The organism is Bacteroides xylanisolvens (assembly GCF_018289135.1).
Taxonomy (GTDB): Bacteria; Bacteroidota; Bacteroidia; order Bacteroidales; family Bacteroidaceae; genus Bacteroides; species Bacteroides xylanisolvens.
This window is the reverse complement of the sequence record NZ_CP072216.1, coordinates 2,507,463-2,525,431: the sequence shown is the minus strand read 5'-3', so window position 1 is coordinate 2,525,431 and position 17,969 is coordinate 2,507,463. Positions and strand designations below refer to the sequence as shown.

At 41.4% G+C, this 17,969-nt stretch carries 16 protein-coding genes; 10 read left to right on the top strand and 6 right to left on the bottom strand.

From position 1 onward, the window contains the following. Positions 1-35 precede the first annotated feature (35 nt). On the top strand, positions 36-491 hold the full coding sequence (queF, locus tag INE92_RS10830) for a preQ(1) synthase (RefSeq protein ID WP_008644607.1): 456 nt from the start codon (positions 36-38) through the stop codon (positions 489-491). 55 nt (positions 492-546) lie between these two features. Beyond that, positions 547-1,179, top strand: coding sequence for an HD domain-containing protein (locus INE92_RS10825; protein ID WP_117809087.1), 633 nt, complete (start codon positions 547-549; stop codon positions 1,177-1,179). 113 nt (positions 1,180-1,292) lie between these two features. Here the strand turns inward: INE92_RS10825 and rlmH are convergent, their stop codons facing one another. Beyond that, a complete protein-coding gene (gene rlmH, locus INE92_RS10820; protein WP_004314516.1) occupies positions 1,293-1,766 on the bottom strand; it encodes a 23S rRNA (pseudouridine(1915)-N(3))-methyltransferase RlmH in 474 nt (157 codons plus the stop codon). Between the two features lie 127 nt (positions 1,767-1,893). On the opposite strand from rlmH, the gene INE92_RS10815 reads away from it, so the two are divergent. The 7 genes from INE92_RS10815 to INE92_RS10785 all read left to right on the top strand — a co-directional run bounded on the left by INE92_RS10815 (position 1,894) and on the right by INE92_RS10785 (position 7,524). Then, the gene (locus INE92_RS10815; RefSeq protein ID WP_004311346.1) at positions 1,894-2,286 is read left to right on the top strand and encodes a DUF4783 domain-containing protein; all 393 of its coding nucleotides are present in this window, start codon (positions 1,894-1,896) and stop codon (positions 2,284-2,286) included. Next, positions 2,279-3,127 carry a carboxylating nicotinate-nucleotide diphosphorylase gene (gene nadC / locus INE92_RS10810; protein ID WP_195436769.1) on the top strand — a complete coding sequence of 283 codons (849 nt, stop codon included), beginning with the start codon at positions 2,279-2,281 and terminating at the stop codon, positions 3,125-3,127. The genes INE92_RS10815 and nadC overlap by 8 nt, the downstream gene beginning before the upstream one ends. 226 nt (positions 3,128-3,353) lie before the next feature. After that, positions 3,354-3,905, top strand: coding sequence for an RNA polymerase sigma factor (locus INE92_RS10805; protein WP_004300758.1), 552 nt, complete (start codon positions 3,354-3,356; stop codon positions 3,903-3,905). Continuing rightward, a complete protein-coding gene (locus tag INE92_RS10800; protein ID WP_004314513.1) occupies positions 3,889-4,938 on the top strand; it encodes a porin family protein in 1,050 nt (349 codons plus the stop codon). Before INE92_RS10805 ends, INE92_RS10800 begins: the two co-directional genes overlap by 17 nt. Positions 4,939-4,949: 11 nt before the next feature. Further along, the gene (locus INE92_RS10795; RefSeq protein WP_008644616.1) at positions 4,950-5,474 is read left to right on the top strand and encodes a DUF4943 family protein; all 525 of its coding nucleotides are present in this window, start codon (positions 4,950-4,952) and stop codon (positions 5,472-5,474) included. Between the two features lie 211 nt (positions 5,475-5,685). Then, the gene (locus tag INE92_RS10790; RefSeq protein WP_004314511.1) at positions 5,686-6,411 is read left to right on the top strand and encodes a DUF4858 domain-containing protein; all 726 of its coding nucleotides are present in this window, start codon (positions 5,686-5,688) and stop codon (positions 6,409-6,411) included. 168 nt (positions 6,412-6,579) lie between these two features. Then, a complete protein-coding gene (locus INE92_RS10785) occupies positions 6,580-7,524 on the top strand; it encodes an NAD(P)H-dependent flavin oxidoreductase (protein WP_195436768.1) in 945 nt (314 codons plus the stop codon). A gap of 336 nt (positions 7,525-7,860) precedes the next feature. Here INE92_RS10785 and INE92_RS10780 read toward each other — a convergent pair whose 3' ends face one another. After that, the gene (locus INE92_RS10780) at positions 7,861-9,219 is read right to left on the bottom strand and encodes a transposase (protein ID WP_172725346.1); all 1,359 of its coding nucleotides are present in this window, start codon (positions 9,217-9,219) and stop codon (positions 7,861-7,863) included. 279 nt (positions 9,220-9,498) lie between these two features. Here INE92_RS10780 and INE92_RS10775 point away from each other — a divergent pair, with 279 nt between their 5' ends. Beyond that, positions 9,499-10,776, top strand: a complete 1,278-nt coding sequence (locus INE92_RS10775; protein WP_195436805.1) for an IS5 family transposase — start codon at positions 9,499-9,501, stop codon at positions 10,774-10,776. A 122-nt stretch (positions 10,777-10,898) separates the two neighbouring features. On the opposite strand, the gene ald is transcribed toward INE92_RS10775, so the two are convergent. The 4 genes from ald to INE92_RS10755 all read right to left on the bottom strand — a co-directional run bounded on the left by ald (position 10,899) and on the right by INE92_RS10755 (position 17,956). Next, a complete protein-coding gene (ald, locus tag INE92_RS10770) occupies positions 10,899-12,005 on the bottom strand; it encodes an alanine dehydrogenase (RefSeq protein WP_015532982.1) in 1,107 nt (368 codons plus the stop codon). 130 nt (positions 12,006-12,135) lie between these two features. Continuing rightward, positions 12,136-12,819 (bottom strand): WG repeat-containing protein, encoded by a 684-nt coding sequence (locus INE92_RS10765; RefSeq protein ID WP_015532981.1) that lies wholly within the window; start codon positions 12,817-12,819, stop codon positions 12,136-12,138. Between the two features lie 441 nt (positions 12,820-13,260). After that, a complete protein-coding gene (locus INE92_RS10760) occupies positions 13,261-14,598 on the bottom strand; it encodes a RagB/SusD family nutrient uptake outer membrane protein (protein WP_015532980.1) in 1,338 nt (445 codons plus the stop codon). Between the two features lie 10 nt (positions 14,599-14,608). Beyond that, positions 14,609-17,956, bottom strand: a complete 3,348-nt coding sequence (locus INE92_RS10755; protein ID WP_212702026.1) for a SusC/RagA family TonB-linked outer membrane protein — start codon at positions 17,954-17,956, stop codon at positions 14,609-14,611. Positions 17,957-17,969: the final 13 nt, after the last annotated feature.

The window sequence follows — 17,969 nt, the reverse complement described above, 5'->3', positions numbered from 1 at the left end:
TTTATCTAGAATAGGGGTTGTAGTTAACGAGTACAATGACAGAATTAAAAGACCAACTTTCTTTATTAGGAAGAAAGACCGAGTATAAGCAAGATTATGCTCCTGAAGTATTGGAAGCTTTTGATAATAAGCATCCTGAAAATGACTATTGGGTACGTTTTAACTGCCCGGAATTTACAAGTCTGTGTCCTATCACAGGGCAACCGGATTTTGCTGAAATACGTATCAGCTACATTCCTGATATAAAAATGGTAGAAAGTAAGAGTTTGAAACTCTATCTTTTCAGTTTCCGCAGTCATGGTGCTTTTCATGAGGACTGCGTAAATATCATTATGAAGGATCTTATAAAATTAATGAATCCCAAATATATTGAAGTAACAGGTATCTTTACTCCTCGTGGCGGTATTTCTATCTATCCATACGCCAATTACGGTCGTCCGGGAACAAAATTCGAGCAGATGGCGGAACATCGTTTGATGAATCGGGAGTAAATGAATCGGGAATAATAGTAAAGATATAAAAACTCATTAGCTAAAAATATCGAATATGACTCATCATGTGCCCGCTGATTTGCAAAGCTATGTTTGCCAAAGTATTATCCCTCAATATGCCAACTTTGATAAAGCGCATCAAATCGATCATGTAGAAAAGGTGATTGAGGAAAGTCTGAAATTAGCGATGCATTATGAAGTCGATTATTCGATGGTTTACATCATTGCTGCTTATCATGACTTGGGGTTGTATGAAGGACGTGAATTTCATCATATAGCCTCCGGTAAAGTTTTGTTAGCTGATGAAACTTTACGTCGTTGGTTTACCGAAGAACAACTGTTACAAATGAAAGAAGCGATAGAAGATCATCGGGCTTCCAACAAACAGGCTCCTAGAACAATCTATGGAATGATTGTTGCCGAGGCTGACCGAATTATAGATCCCGAAATAACTTTGCGTCGTACCGTTCAATATGGATTATCCCATTATCCGGAAATGGATAAAGAGGGGCAATATGCCCGCTTTCGGAGACATCTTACTGATAAATATGCAGAAGGAGGGTATCTGAAACTATGGATACCCCAATCGGATAATGCAGGTCGGTTGGCGGAACTTCGAAATTTGATTGCTAATGAGGACGAACTGATTAAGGTATTTGATAAGTTGTATTCAGATGAATTAGGATAGACTATCCTGATATTTTTTTACTTTTATATTTATCGGGTTGTAGTTTACAAAGAAACTATTTATTTCAGAGTAGCCAAAATAGGCTACTCCTTTTAACATTATATTGGAATACTTTATTCATGATGATACGGCCCTCCATTCAATATCGTCATTGCCCGATAAATCTGCTCCACGAATATTAACCGAATCATTTGATGAGAAAAAGTCATCTTCGACATTGAAATCTTTTCGTGTGCTGCCTGATACACTTTTTCTGAAAAGCCATAAGGGCCTCCGATAATAAAAACGAGCCGTTTATTCACCGTATTCATTTTCCGTTTCATATATTCGGCAAACTCAAGAGAGCGCATTTCTTTTCCGTGTTCATCGAGCAGCACCACGACGTCACCCGGTTGAAGAGCTTTCAGTATCAGTTCTCCTTCCTTTTCTTTCTGTACTTCCATTGAAAGACTCTTGGTGTTTTTCAGTTCGGGAATTACTTCCATATCAAAAGTGATATAGCGTTTGGTACGCTGGATATAGTCGTTGATGGCAGTGATATAGTGTTGTTCTACGGTTCGTCCTACGACGAGCAGGGTTGTTTTCATACGTCTACAATTCTGATTATTGCACAAAAATAGGCATTTTTTATGTTATTCTGCAATTAATGCTTACCTTTGCCTATCATTAGTTGAAAGTTTAAGCCTTTAAACTTCAACTTAAAAGCTTGTAATTATGAAAAAACGAGTGCTCGTAGGAATGACCGCATTGCTTCTTTCCCTCTCGTTGCTAATGGCGCAAGAGATACCGGCAGGAGTGATTACGGCATTTAAAAGAGGAAGCTCGCAAGAGCTAAGTAAGTATATGGGGGACAAGGTAAACCTGGTGCTCCAAGGTCGCTCGACAAACGTTGACAAACAGAAAGCAACAGCTGCGATGCAGGAATTCTTTACGGAGAATAAAGTCAGCGGATTTAATGTGAACCATCAGGGAAAACGGGACGAATCAAGTTTCGTTATCGGCACGTTGGCTACTACTAATGGGAACTTTCGTGTGAACTGCTTCCTGAAGAAAGTGCAGAATCAATATTTAATACATCAAATAAGAATTGACAAGATCAATGAATAAGGAAAAAGAACTGATCGACAAGTTGATCGATCTTGCTTTTGCAGAAGATATAGGTGATGGCGATCATACCACCCTTTCATGTATTCCCGCTACGGCAATGGGAAAATCAAAATTGCTTATCAAAGAAGCCGGTGTGCTGGCAGGTATCGAAGTTGCCAAAGAAATTTTCAACCGCTTCGACTCCACTATGAAAGTGGAAGTGTTTATCAACGATGGAACAGAAGTGAAACCGGGCGACGTAGCAATGGTAGTGGAAGGAAAAGTGCAATCTTTGCTTCAGACCGAACGCCTGATGTTGAACGTGATGCAGCGTATGAGCGGCATCGCAACCATGACCCGCAAATACGCAAAGGTATTGGAAGGAACAAATACCCGTGTGCTCGACACCCGTAAGACAACTCCCGGTATGCGTATCCTCGAAAAAATGGCAGTGAAAATCGGTGGTGGAGTAAACCATCGTATTGGTTTGTTCGATATGATTCTTCTGAAAGACAACCACGTAGACTTTGCCGGAGGTATCGACAAAGCTATCACTCGCGCTAAAGAATATTGCAAGGAAAAAGGCAAAGACCTAAAAATAGAAATAGAAGTCCGCAGCTTCGACGAACTGCAACAAGTTCTTGACCTCGGCGGAGTGGATCGTATCATGTTTGATAACTTCACTCCCGAAATGACTAAGAAAGCAGTGGAGATGGTAGCAGGCAAATACGAAACCGAATCTTCGGGCGGCATTACTTTTGATACCCTCCGTGACTATGCCGAATGTGGCGTAGACTTCATCTCGGTAGGGGCTTTGACTCATTCAGTGAAAGGACTGGATATGAGTTTCAAAGCGTGCTGATTTTTTTCACCACAGAGGACGCAGAGTACACAGAGGAACAATGATAGGAAATTCTTCCTATAAAGTAAGTTTAAAACCTCTGTGTACTCTGCGTCCTCTGTGGTGAACTCTCTTCTATTCTTTAACTTCTTTTAGCAATATTCCTTGCAGCATTCTTCAAACTCTTGCGTCTAATGAGTAAAACGACGCAGACATACGTTCGATTTTAAAAAAAAAGTAATTGACTTTGGAAAACGAGATAGAACTGATAAAGGGCTGTCGGGCAGGAAAGGATTCAGCCCGAAAGGAACTTTACACCCTCTATTCCAAACAGATGCTGGCGGTATGTTTCCGCTATACGGGCGATATGGATGCGGCGCACGATGTACTGCATGACGGTTTCATCAAGATTTTTACCAACTTCTCGTTCCGGGGCGAGTCTTCGCTCTGTACATGGATAACCCGGGTGATGGTTACTCAATCACTCGATTTCCTGCGGCGGGAGAAACGAGTCAGCCAGTTGGTAGTGCATGAAGAGCAGCTTCCCGATATACCGGATATATCGGACTCGGGAGGAGGGGCTGGAATCTCCGAAGAGCAATTGATGGCTTTTATTGCCGAATTGCCGGATGGTTGCCGAACCGTTTTCAACCTTTATGTGTTTGAAGAGAAATCGCACAAGGAGATAGCCAAGATGCTTCACATTAAAGAACATTCGTCTACTTCGCAGTTGCACCGGGCCAAGTATTTGTTAGCAAAAAGAATTAAAGAGTATAGGAATCATGAAGAAAGAAAATGATGAAATAACCGATCTGTTTCGCACGCGTCTCGCTGATGCAGGGATGAGTGTACGGGATGGCTTTTGGGAAGAGCTCTCGCAGGAAATACCTGTGGCTTGCCAGCATCGTCGTCGGATTCTGCTCTTCCGTGTGGCGGCTGCGGCATCTGTATTGCTCGTTTTGGCGGCCTCGTCGGCTACTTTCTTGTATTTCTCTCCCAAAGAAGAAATGGAAGAAGCATTTACAAAGATAGCCGTGACAAATGGAGGGCAGATGGATGGAGATGGAATACGCGTCAATCAGTTACCGTTGCCGGTAGAACCGGTGTTGCCGAAACCGGCTCCAAAGTCTTACGGTATGCTGTCACAATACACGGAGGAAGAAGATTCGCTTTCTATCACTTTCTCCATGTCGTTTTCTTTTTCCGCCACCACTTCCACAGGAAATGGCAACCGATATGGTAATCAAGGGAATAACGGCTTTTGGCAGGCAACAAACGGTGATACGGAATCATCTGTAGCTCCGGAAGAACAATCGAATGTGAATGTGGCTCAACCCAAAGCGGTGAAAAAGCATCGCTGGGCGATGAAAGTTCAGGTAGGCACGGCGCTTCCGGCTGATAATGGCACTTATAAAATGCCGGTTTCCGCAGGGGTAACGGTAGAGCGTAAACTAAACGAATCTCTCGGAATAGAAACCGGACTGCTTTATTCAAACCTTCGTTCGGCGGGGCAGCATTTGCACTATCTGGGTATCCCCGTTAAAGTAAATGTAACACTGGTAGATACGAAGAAATTTGACCTTTACGCTACCGTAGGCGGAATAGCCGATAAATGTATCGCCGGCGCGCCGGACAACAGTTTTAAAGAAGAACCTATCCAACTGGCAGTGACTGCCGGCATTGGAATCAATTATAAGATTAATGACCGACTTGCTGTTTTTGCCGAACCCGGAGTTTCGCATCATTTCAAAACAGATTCGAAACTGGCTACGGTACGAACGAAACGGCCGACTAATTTTAATTTACTTTGCGGACTTCGCATGACGTATTAATCCTTATGAAAATGAAAAAAACACTACTAATGCTGTGGATGGCTGTTTGCCTGATCGTATCTTTTACAGGATGCACCAGCGAAGAAATGGATTATAACAATCCGGATGTTGCCCTTTTTGTGAAACAATTGAAGTCGGGTACGTACAAGATGAAGAATGATAAAGGGGTGGTGGAGGTCCCTCATTTTACGGAAGAGGACATCCCCGAACTTTTAAAATATGCAGAAGATCTGACCATTATTCCTTCTTTTCCGTCGGTTTATAATATGAACAACGGTAAAATTCGGTTGGGCGAGTGTATGCTTTGGGTGATTGAGTCTATCCGTCAGGGCACACCGCCGTCATTAGGTTGCAAAATGGTATTGGCGAATGCTGAAAATTATGAAGCAATTTATTTCCTGACTGATGAGGAGGTGCTCGATGCAGCCGCTTGTTATCGTAGTTGGTGGGAAGAGCGCCAATATCCGAAAACAAGATGGACGATTGATCCGTGCTACGATGAGCCGCTTTGTGGATCGGGTTATCGTTGGTGGTAACAAAGGAGGAGCCTTCGGAAAGTAAAAAATAGGAAACATTCATGTGGGAACGTTTGTTTGTATCAGTAGTCTTATGCTGCTGACAGGGGATTACTACGCTCAAAAGACCGCTTCTCGTAGGAGAATATAGGTGGTAACGTAAGGGAGAAAAGTATGTGCATTAGTGTATATGAAGTGCTCCAAAATAACAGGTAATGAAAGAGGATAGAGGATGGATAGATTGAAACGGTTTATTGCAACGATGGTACTGTGCCTGACGGCTTTATTTGCATATTCGCAAGTATGGACGGCGCAAGACTCTTTGCATTTGAAGAAATTGCTGGAGAGTGACCAGGAGTTGCATTTGAATATGGATGCTGTAAAGTCGATTGATTTCGGAACTGCGGTTGGTACTCCCCGAATGTCGGAGGAGAAAAGCTGGATGATGCCTGATGAATCGCTTCCTGAAGCATTGCCTAAACCGAAAGTGGTGTTGAGTTTGATGCCATATAAAGCGAATACCCGTTATAACTGGGACCCTATCTATCAGAAGAAGATAAAGATTGATAAAAACACTTGGCGGGGAGATCCTTTCTATGAGATACGCCATCAAAGATCCTACTCGAACTGGGCACGTAATCCGATGGCGAAAGGGGTGCGTAAATCTTTGGATGAGATACAGGCGAGTGGAGTACGTTTCCGACAGTTGAGCGAACGTGCCAATGGAATGATGGTGAACACGGTAGTGATGGACGCACCTATTCCCTTGTTTGGTGGAAGTGGGGTATATATCAATGGCGGAACGGTCGGCGGACTTGACCTGATGGCTGTCTTTACCAAAGAGTTCTGGAATAAGAAAGGCAGAGATAACCGCGCCCGCACATTGGAGGTTTTGAGAACTTATGGAGATTCTACAACTGTGTTGATAAATAAACCGATCGAACAGATTGCACGCTGAAGACGTTATAATGATGTGTTGATGTAACAATGTGTAATGTACTGACTTGAGAGTGTTTGTAATTGAATAATTAGTATATTTGTGTATTGTTATGTTGGCGCATTGTTATATAACTCTGTCGTTTTCATTGGTATTTTGGCATATTAAAACATAGATAAATAATTAATTATGAATAGAATTACTTCCCTTCTGGGTATTCAATATCCTATTATTCAAGGTGGTATGGTGTGGTGTAGCGGTTGGCGTCTTGCTTCTGCCGTGAGCAATGCCGGCGGATTGGGATTGATCGGCGCCGGTTCTATGCATCCGGACACTTTACGTGAACATATCCGTAAATGTAATGCGGCCACAAAATTTCCCTTTGGAGTGAATATCCCTTTGATGTATCCCCAAATAGAAGAGATTATGAATATTGTAGTGGAAGAGGGAGTGAAGAGTGTTTTTACCTCTGCCGGAAATCCGAAAACGTGGACCGGATGGTTGAAGGAGCGTGGAATAACAGTTGTTCATGTCGTTTCATCTTCTCGTTTTGCTATGAAATGTGAAGAAGCCGGGGTGGATGCAGTAGTAGCTGAAGGTTTCGAAGCCGGAGGGCATAATGGACGGGAGGAAACAACGACTTTCTGTTTGATTCCTGCTGTGCATGAGGCTACCACATTGCCTTTGATAGCCGCGGGAGGTATTGGTACAGGAGAAGGAATACTGGCTGCTATGGTGTTGGGGGCGGAAGGTGTGCAAATAGGAACACGTTTTGCGCTGACTGAAGAAAGTTCAGCGAGTCCGGTATTTAAAGATTATTGTTTGAGTCTCGGTGAAGGGGATACTAAGTTGTTGTTGAAAAAGCTGGCTCCGACACGATTGGTAAAAAATGCTTTTCGTGAAGCGGTGGAGAAGGCTGAAGATAGTGGTGCAACTTCCGAGGAATTAAGAACTTTGCTCGGACGCGGACGTGCTAAGAAAGGTATCTTCGAAGGTGACTTGGAAGGAGGTGAACTGGAAATAGGTCAGGTCTCGGCAATAATATCCCGTCGACAGTCGGTGGCAGAGGTGATGAATGAATTGGTTGAATCTTATCGGCAAGCTGTGGAGAAAAAATATTTGTTTGAACGATAAATGATAATTTTGCGGGGTGCCCTGAAAGGGCATAATTGTATACGGTTCCGCCCTTTCAGGGCTTGTGGCTGATGTGTTTTTTTCGTAGGGCGTTGCCCTACGCTATATAATTAGGGATATTCAGTAAATGTTCCTCTTTCTAAAAAATCAAGAGAAAAGCTTTGCTTTACGTGAGCTTTTCTCTTGATTTTTTCGTTCAACTCTCCCAGTCTTCTATCTTTTTTGTAGAATATTGTTTACATATTCTTATTTTTTCCTTCCCACCCATGCATTATGTACATGTCTTTTTTAGGGGAAGTTAAAACCTCTCCTGTTTTTCCTGTTATTTTAGTTAGATTATGCTGCCTTTCTTTTTTTCTTTTCGACCTTTTCTATCATACATACCGCATTGGCTGTATGTATCCCAAAGAAAATCCAAAGTACTTCCGTTTTCCTGTTTCTAGCTTTTATCCTGGCCAGTGAGTAATGTTGTTTCTGCGTTCCAAAACTTCCTTCCAGGCGGGTAGCTCTTTCACGGCTGAGTTCCGACCGTAAGATTTTCCGAAGCGGCTCATCTTTGGCAGCTCTGCCCTTACGCTTAAAGGAAGTACTTATATGATATTTTGTACAAAATTTCCGGTTGGCATTATTGGCATAGATTGAATCCGCCGCAAGCGCCTTAACCCTAACCCCGGTCAGTTGTTGTTGCAGATGAATACAGTCTTTCAAACGTACTCCTTCGTTAAAAGCCTTAAAGGAGATATGTTCTATAAAGGAGATTCCGTCTATCTGTATATTGTTGACTTTGGCTCCGAATTCAACGGATTTGGTTTCCTTGCCTCTGATAATGGGGCGAAGGTAATGCCGGTCGATACTCACGATACGGTTGGACACTTTTTTGCCTGCAAATAAATTCTTCCCTTGCTCAAGGACTGTCTGTATGACCGAGAAACGTCTTTGGTAATCAGAGGATAGTGTAAGCCTGTTCCTGTAGGATGAATGAAGCAGCTCCAGCTGGTCAAGTAACTTTTCCAATAACTGAAGTAACCTTCGTGTAAGCATACGAGTCTGTGATTTCCTGCGTTTACGCAGTTTGCTATAAGCAAGATAGGCACGGCGTACATCAAGATACTTGTTACGGGGACGTTGTATGTGCAAGGTCTGGCAATGTTTGCACAGATGACGATGAAGCCATACAATACCTTCCCATAAGAGTTTGGTATCAGTAGGGAAACGCAGATGACTTTCATAACAGGTGGCATCGGTCATACAGACATGAAGGTTCTCAAGATAAGGTGTCCAATGCTCGGCAAGAATGAGCTGGAGGGACTCAACGTCAAGGCGATCCGCTAGTTCCTGACGAATTGCACTAACGATTTTAGGATTGGTTAGTGGATGAAGCGGATCAATCTGAACACCACAAAATAACTGGTAATGAATATTACCGTTTAAATGCTCAATCAGTTGTGCATCGGAAAAGTTGGTATAGGACTTCAAGACCATCAAGGCTATTTTACCTTCGGGAGAAAAATAACTTTTACGCCCAAAAGGAGAGGACTTCAAATGCATTTGTCGGGCCAGTTCCGAGAAAGGGAACAGAGAATGGAGGCGACCTAATTCACTCGTTGCAAAACTTTGACGATATTTTTTAAGCATATCGAACTCGGTAAAACCTAAACAAGGTTCGATTTCTGAGATTTTTTGTATCTTTACCATGTGTTTTTATTTTTAATTACCCCCGTTTTGGCCGTCAAACCGTTTTTTGGGGGGAATGCTTAAAGATACAAAAAAGGCAACTAACTCGCAATGAATTAGTTGCCTTAAATTTTATTATTTTAGGAATATCCCTAATTAGTCGCCCCTTAGAATGTGCTTTTACGCCTAATAATCAACATATTAATATATAAATTGCTTTGATATATCTGCAAGTTTTTGTATCTTTATGGTTGAAAACTTGCAGATTATTATGATAAACAAGCCCCCCCTCAGCCCTCCTTGTTCAGCTCTTTGACAGACCAGCTGAATCCCAGGCATCCCTTATACCTGCTTGCCAATAAGATAGACTGGCGCCGTTTTGAAGAAGCTTTCTCCCCGCTATACTGTGCCGTCAACGGTCGTCCGGCCAAACCCATCCGCCTGATGTGCGGACTTCTGATTCTTAAGCACGTGCGTAACCTGTCCGATGAATCGGTTGTTGAACAATGGAGCGAGAATGCTTATTACCAGTACTTTTGCGGTATGTTGGAATTCACGCCTTCCTATCCCTGCAATGCAAGCGAACTGGTACACTTCCGTAAGCGTGTCGGAGAAAATGGCATGGAACTGATTCTGTCAGAAAGTATCCGCGTCAATCAGGAGGACGACGGCCCGGACCATCACTGCACGGCCTTCATCGATTCCACGGTACAGGAAAAGAACGTGACTTATCCCACGGATGCGAAGTTGCATAAAAAGATAGTCCGCAAAGTGTTGTCTGTCGTAAAATCCTTAGGGCTTCCTTTGCGCCAGAGCTATACCTTTGTCCTCAAGAAGATCTACCGTGACCAGCGTTTCCGTAACCACCCCAAGAACCGTGGCAAGGCCCTGAAAGCGGACAAGCGGCTGCGCACCATTGCGGGAAGGCTTGTCAGGGAACTGAGGCGCAACCTGAAAGAAAACCACGGCTACGACTCCCTGCTCGACCTCTTTGAGCGGGTGCTTTCACAGAAGCGCAATTCTCCCGGGAAAATCTATTCCCTGCATGAACCGGAGGTGCAGTGTATCAGCAAGGGGAAAGAACATAAGAAATACGAGTTCGGCAACAAGGTTTCAATCGTCCGCTCAATTACCGGTGTCATACTGGGTGCCAAGTCTTTCCGGAATGAATATGACGGGCATACCATTGAAGAATCCCTCAGGCAGGTGGAACGCATTACCGGAAAGAAGATCAGGAAGTTGGCCGGGGACAGGGGGTACAGAGGAAAGAAAGAGGTGGGCGGCACCGGGATACTGATACCCGATGTTCCAAACAGGAAAGACAGTTATTACACACGCAAGAAGAAACATAAGCTATTCTGCAAGCGTGCAGGAATAGAGCCGACTATCGGGCATTTGAAATCAGACTTTCGTTTAGGACGCAACTTTTATAAAGGTGTGTTCGGGGATGTTGTCAATCTGCTCTTAGCCGCAGCAGCGTACAACTTCAAAAGAGCCATGAGGGTTCTTTGGCTACTTGTTGAAAAAATCTGCGGGACACTGTTTTCTTGCAATATCCCGCAGATGAGTACTTTTTAAGGGACGACTAATTAAGCCCTTTCAGGGCACCCCAATAAATATATAATTGTAAGGCTTTCAGCCTAACTGCAAAATTCTCATTTAACCGATAAATTCCCATTTAACCGCTAAATTTCCATTTATTATAGGCTGACAGGTTCGTGCTTCAAACCAAATACATCGGCTACAGCTTTATAAACGATTTTTCCTTCTACAATATTCAGTCCGAGAGCCAATGCCGGATTATCTTTGCAGGCTTTTTTCCATCCCTTATTTGCTAAAGCGATCACGTAGGGGAGGGTAGCATTAGTCAGTGCAAGAGTGGAAGTATAAGGTACGGCTCCCGGGATATTAGCTACTGCATAATGAACGATTCCGTCTACAATATAGGTCGGTGCACTGTGGGTGGTTGGGTGAGAAGTCTCGAAGCATCCTCCCTGGTCAATTGCTACATCTACTAATACTGTGCCGGGTTGCATCATCGAAAGCATCTCTTTAGTAATCAGATGTGGTGCTTTATCGCCGGGAATCAATACGGAACCGACAACTAAATCAACATCCGGCAATTCTTTTCTGATTCTTAGTTCGGATGCATACAATGTCTTTACATTCTTAGGAAGTGTTTCACTCAAATAGCGCAAACGTGCCAGATTTATATCTGTGATAGTGACGTCTGCCCCCATTCCCGCAGCCATTTGCGCAGCATTGCTACCTACGATTCCGCCACCTAAAATTAATACTTTAGCCGGTTTAACACCTGGTACACCTCCCAAAAGAATACCTTTTCCACCTTGCGGCTTTTCCAAGAAACGGGCACCTTCCTGAATAGACATACGTCCGGCAACTTCGCTCATCGGAATTAATAAAGGTAGTGTATGGTCTGCTTCTTCTACAGTTTCGTAAGCCAGGCATATTGATTTGTTGGAGAGCATGGCAAGGGTTAACTCCCTGTCGGAAGCAAAATGGAAATAAGTGAATAGTAACTGTCCTTTTCTTATTAAGTTATATTCAGTGATTATCGGCTCTTTCACCTTTACGATCATCTCGGCAGTAGCGTAAATATCTTCTATTGTTGGCAGGATATGTGCGCCGACAGCTTGATATGCTTCATCCGGAAAACCGCTATTTATTCCCGCTGTATGTTGGATAAATACCCGATGCCCTTGTTTTACCACTTCAGCCACTCCCGAAGGTGTCATGCCTACACGGTTCTCATTGTTTTTGATTTCCTTTGGTACTCCGATAATCATAATGTTGCGTATTAAAGATTTAACATGTTCGAAAGTACGAAAAATCCCCTTACGTTGTTGTTCGTAAGGGGATGTTTTAGAACAGAATGTCTTCGCGTGTTGAGATGAATAAATGCGTAGAGTGGTTGTTTTATAGACATTCACTGCCCTGCTTGTTGATTTTCATGCTTTTTCCATAGAGACCCACTCGAGCTATGTTGTTATAAAAGGGTTCTGCAATATCGTACTTAAAAGGAAGTACTTCTTCATTATCTTTGTTTATGTATCCCCACTTGGACGACTGGCTTTCAATGCAAACGGCAGCTAATCCTTCAGAAAAAGAGCATCCATTATCATATTCCAGCGGAATGACAACTTCTCCTTTCTTATTAATGAATCCAACTTTGTTGTGTAGTGAGACGAGGGCTAATCCTTCCGCGAATTGCTCTATTTGATTGTAAGTCGGTGGAAGAATGTAGTTTCCTTGTCTGTCAATCAGTCCCCATAATCCATCCTGACATACTCGTGCACATTCTTGCTCAAACGAGTGAGCGGCTGCGTATTTAAACGGAATCCGTATTTGTCCGGTATGGTCGATGAATCCGTATTGAGAATTGAGTACTACCATCCCTAATCCTTCTTTAAACGAGAAAGCCCGTTCATACATTAGAGGAATGACAATGTCATATTCTTTATTAATGTATCCCCATTGGATTTTTCCTTTAACCGGTGCCAATCCTTCAGAGAAACGGCCAATGGCCGAGAAGCGCTTTTTCTTATTAGCTACCCCATAAGCTAAAAAAGAAGCGAAGAACTTTGTAATAGTGCTGCTCATTTTCTTTATTGTTTGTGTGGTAAGCGTCCGGATACCATATATATACAAGAGAAGCGTGGACGTCGTTAGTTCATTCTATTCAAGGCTCTGGTAAACCTATTGGGAAATGAACAACAGAGTCCACGCCCTTGCATATAACAAAGACGTGAACGCTTAGTTGCCATTATCTCCCCAATTAAAGAATTTACCAGATTCTGAATAGAGATAATATTCTAAACGCTTCTACGTTATTAATCGTAATAAGTCGCTACAAAGATATGGATTTTCTGTTAATCGGCAATTCTTTTGGGGATAAAGATTTAGCGATGGACGAGATGTGTAGATAAAATATAAAGTAGTTAGTGGACAGAATAAAAAAACTCCCCTTACGCTTTTGGTAAAGAGAGTTTTTATAGTTTGTTATTTAGTGATATCTATGAGAGTATAGATGGTAATATGTTATTAGTTTAATAATCCAGGATTGGCATCAATTGCATCTTGTGGAATACGCAATGTATAGCGGGAATCATCTTGTACAAGTGTGTAGGTCACATCTTCTATTTCTTTTTTGATTTCTGGTCGAGTAGTTCGGCGTAAATCAAACCAGCGATGTCCTTCAAAAGCAAGCTCACGAGCGCGTTCTTTCAGAATTTCTGTGATTAGCTTTTCTTGGCTCATCGCATTTATTTCATTCTTCTTTTGTTCATAACCTTCTGGTGTATAACGATTCTCTACTAACTTTAGAAGTCGTGAACGTGCTTCAGGCAATTTGTTTAAATGTGCAGCAGCTTCTGCTGAATTTAAATAAAACTCTCCAGTGCGGAAAGTACATTTGAATCTAGATTCACCACTTTTGATAGAAGTATAATCTCCATTTTTATTTGCTTGATAGTACTTGTTTGGGCGTAGATCTTTTCCTTCCTCATATTCTTGTAAAAATGCAGGGTATAGTAAGAGTGATCCGGCATAATCGCTATTCGGGAAAATTTCATAGGCAGTGATCATTTCTACAGATGTAAATTCATTAGGAAGTTTGTCTCCTTCATCGTTTAGGTTCACTAATGTTGATTTTCCGGCTAGTACACGTTCCGAAGATTCATAAGATTTGCCCCATTCACCCATGTATAAATATACCCGTGATTCCATAGCATCTACTGACAATGTTGAGAAACGGTATGAATATTGAACTTCCCATTCTTTTTTATTAATCAGTTTCCTTGCTGTTTCTATATCAGACAATATGGAGGTATATATTTCTTTTACAGTGTTTCGTGATGGTATTTCTTCTAAATCAGTATTGAGTTTGAGAGGAACTGCTTTGGTTTCTAATGCTCCGGCAGCTGTATAAGGTTGTCCATAAAGGTTGACCAATATAAAGTGCATATATGCTCTCATGAGGTAAGCTTCTCCAACTAATTGATTAATATCTTCTTGGCTTCCTTCTGATATTTCATCCTTTTTATCGATGATTGCGTTGGCATAATAGATATTGGTATAATAGGCCGCCCATCCAAATTGTCTCGTACTTGCATTCGGATTAACATCATTCCATTTTTCAACATCTCCTAAAGAATTTTTGGAAGTGGCATCAGACTGTAATATGGTTGCGATATCTGTTCTGATTTCGCATATTCCTCTGTCATTGAGTGCTGTATTGTAAGCTGTTGTGAATAAAGCTCTGTATTCAGCTAGCGTATTGGGAATTACTTGGCCTACTGGCTGTATGTCCAAATAACTATCACAAGAAGATAATAACAGGCTTCCTATTAATGTGAATATATAATATATTTTCTTTGTCATAATATATTTTTTAAAAGTTAAGACTTAGATTGAAGGTAATGGATTTGGGAACTGGGGTAGAGTATAGGTTGCCCATTGACTCCGGATCCATATAATTATCATAATTAGAGCTGATAACGAATAGGTTACGAGCCTCTAATCCTACAGTTGCTCCGCCGATACTTAGTTTATGCAGCCATTCGGATGGCACCCGATAAGCAAGACGAATATTTTGTAAGCGTACAAAGCTTAGTTTTTTTACCCAGATGTCCAGTGATCTGTAAATGTCATTTCGAGTACTGAACAAGTAGTAGTCAGCCGGATTGTAGTTATACGTTGCTAATGCAGGGAATTTTCCTGTTTTATTTTCTGGTGTCCATCTATCCAGTATGTCTCTATTCATATTGCGTCCTGGATCTAAGTCAGACACATTATAACTTGGAGTAGTTTTTACGTGTGCTCCAAAATTATAAGAAAAATTCAGGTTCAGTTCCCAATTGCGGTAATTGAACGTATTTAGAAAACCGCCCGTATAGGGAGCGTCTGACGTTCCGACATAGCTGTAGAAATCTCTTTGTTCTTCGCTATTCGGTCCTATTTGGTAAGTGCCAAGCCCGTCTTCATTTGATGTCATTCTAAATAATTCTTCCACAGTGACAGCTTTGCCCTCTTTATTCTCAAGATAGATTTGCCCTGTATCAGGATTTATACCTTTTGTTTTTAGGGCAAAGATTGCACCTACAGGATATCCTTCCAGACTAGGAGTCACTTGGCTTTTATCTGTAAGTACTTTTAGTACTTTATTTTGATTATATGCGAAGTTGAAAGTAGTGTACCAAGAGAAGTTTTTAGTGGTGATATTACGTGTCTGCAGATTTACTTCTACACCTTTATTTTCCATACTAGCCCAGTTTATAGACATATTAGTGAATCCATTTTCCAAAGCTAATGCTTTAGAACCAATTAAGTCTGTTCCTTTTCTATAGTAGTAATCTACACTAAGATTAATGGCTTGATTGAGTACGGAAAAATCCATTCCTAAATTGTAAGATGCTGTTTTTTCCCAGCGTAATTTACTGTTGGGAGCACTATTGATAATAATATTTTCTTCACTGTAGCCAGGTAAAATATTCACATTATCATATTTCCCGACTAGGAATGGAGAGGTTCCCTTATCAATATTTCCTTGTAAACCATAAGAAAGGCGAAGAGCTAAATTATCAATCCATTTGTATTGTCTAATGAACGATTCATTAGATAAACGCCACAAACCGCTTACCGAATAGATTGGTAAGAAACGGTATTTCTTATCTACTCCGAATAAATCAGAACCATCCATGCGCACACTTCCTCCCAATGTATAACGATTCATTAAAGTATATGAACCATTGGCAAAGAAAGAAGCAAAAGCGTTTTCCTTGTACGATTTAGTTTTTATATTCCAATCATTGGCTTGTGCTTCATCTTTAAATATGAGATTCTGGAATGTTAGTTTCTTGGGATCATATCCGTATCCGGTTGAGGCTTGGTTGTCTACCCAGTTTTTGCGAATTTCCGAACCAGCCATTATTTGTATGTCATGTATATCCCCAAATGTGTTTTTGTATTCTCCTTGTATTTTCCATGTGAGTTGTGAGGTTGTACTATTAGTTGTTTTAAGCATGCCTCCTTCTGGTATAAGATAGGTTTGTACACCATTTTTCCAATATTTATTGGTTTCACGTATATTCCTAATATTATATGAATTTATCCCGGCATATTCTTCTTGCGACAATTGATCCCATTGCACACCAATCTGTGAATAAACTTTCCACTGATCGTTAAAACGTAGCTGAACATCAAAGATAGAATTGATGGCTGTGGTGACAGATTCTTTATTGGTGTTTGCTCGTTCTTCGAATATATTAAAGCCTTGCTTTTCATCTGTTTCACTACTTCTGACTACGTCGTAATCGTAAAGGTAGTTTCCTTGTTCGTCAAACGGAGCAAAGTAAGGGTTGGCGATACGTGAATAATATATAGGGTTAATAAGTCCGTAAGTATCAGTCATAAATGTGTTATTCTTGCGTCTGTTGGCAAAAATAGACATTCCAATTTTTAATATTTTGTTGATTTGGTAAGACGTTTTACTGGTCAGATTAAAACGACTCATGCTTACACCTGGTACATTTCCGTTTTCTTTGACATAACCAAGTGAGTTGTAATAAGTAACCTTTTCGCTACCACCGGAAATGCTAAAGTTATATTCTTGCGTGAAAGCATCTCTGAATAATATATCATTCCAGTCTGTATTGATTGTTTTCAGTTTGTTTATAGCATTTTGGGCTTCAGGTGTCAGTCCGTTCCACCCCTGTTCTTTATAGATGTCTATTAAGTTATATTGTTTCATGATAGCAGCAACTTTTCCTTTTTCAGGAAATACCGGTATCGGATCTGTTAATCCCCATAATATGTCAAACCGTGCTTCTTTTAACAATTGAAGTTCCAAATCGACTTTCTCTTCCGAGTTTAGTAAGTTGAGTCGTGAAGTATTGAGATTTGGAGTATAAGTCAATTTAGTATTGAAGTTAATAACAGGTTTTCCGGTTTTTCCTCTTTTGGTTGTTACCACAATTACGCCATTTGCAGCACGTGCACCATAGATAGCAGTAGCAGCTGCATCTTTTAATATCGTAATGCTTTCAATGTCGTTTGGACTTAAACCTGCGATAGAAGATTGTGACATATTTACGATGTCATTATCGTTATCTTTGTTGATTTCTGGAATATCAGTCCCTTCCAAAGGTATCCCATCCAATACCCACAACGGGTCTTGTGTTCCATTCAGTGAAGCCGTGCCACGAATACGAATACGTGCTGGAGCTCCCGGTGCACCGGAAGTTGTCGTTACAGCCACACCGGCGATTTGTCCCGCTAATGCCTGGTCGATACTTTTTGCAGCACCTACCATTCCATCTGTTACATCTACTTTGGCAATGGCAGCAGTCAGTTTACGACGTTCCAGTTCTTGATAACCGGTTACTACGACGTCTCCCAATGTGTGTGCAGAAGCTTGAAGTACAATACGATAAGTATCTTTTCCTGCTTGCAAAACGATGTCTTGTTCTTCAAATCCTATATAACTACAATGTAACCTAGTCACCTTTTCCGGAATGGAAATGGAGAATTTACCATCCATATCAGTGATAGTACCTAGAGAAGTCTGTGATGCTCCGGCCTTTTTTAAGTCATCTGCGTTAACATATACGGAAGCACCGATCAGAGGTTCATTATCTTCACCGGATATAACGACTCCGGTGATTGTACGATTAGCAGCGCTGGCAAAGGCCAGCGCATTTGCAAAGAGGCATATAAGAATGCACAAGTATTTTTTTCTCATTAATGTAGATAGT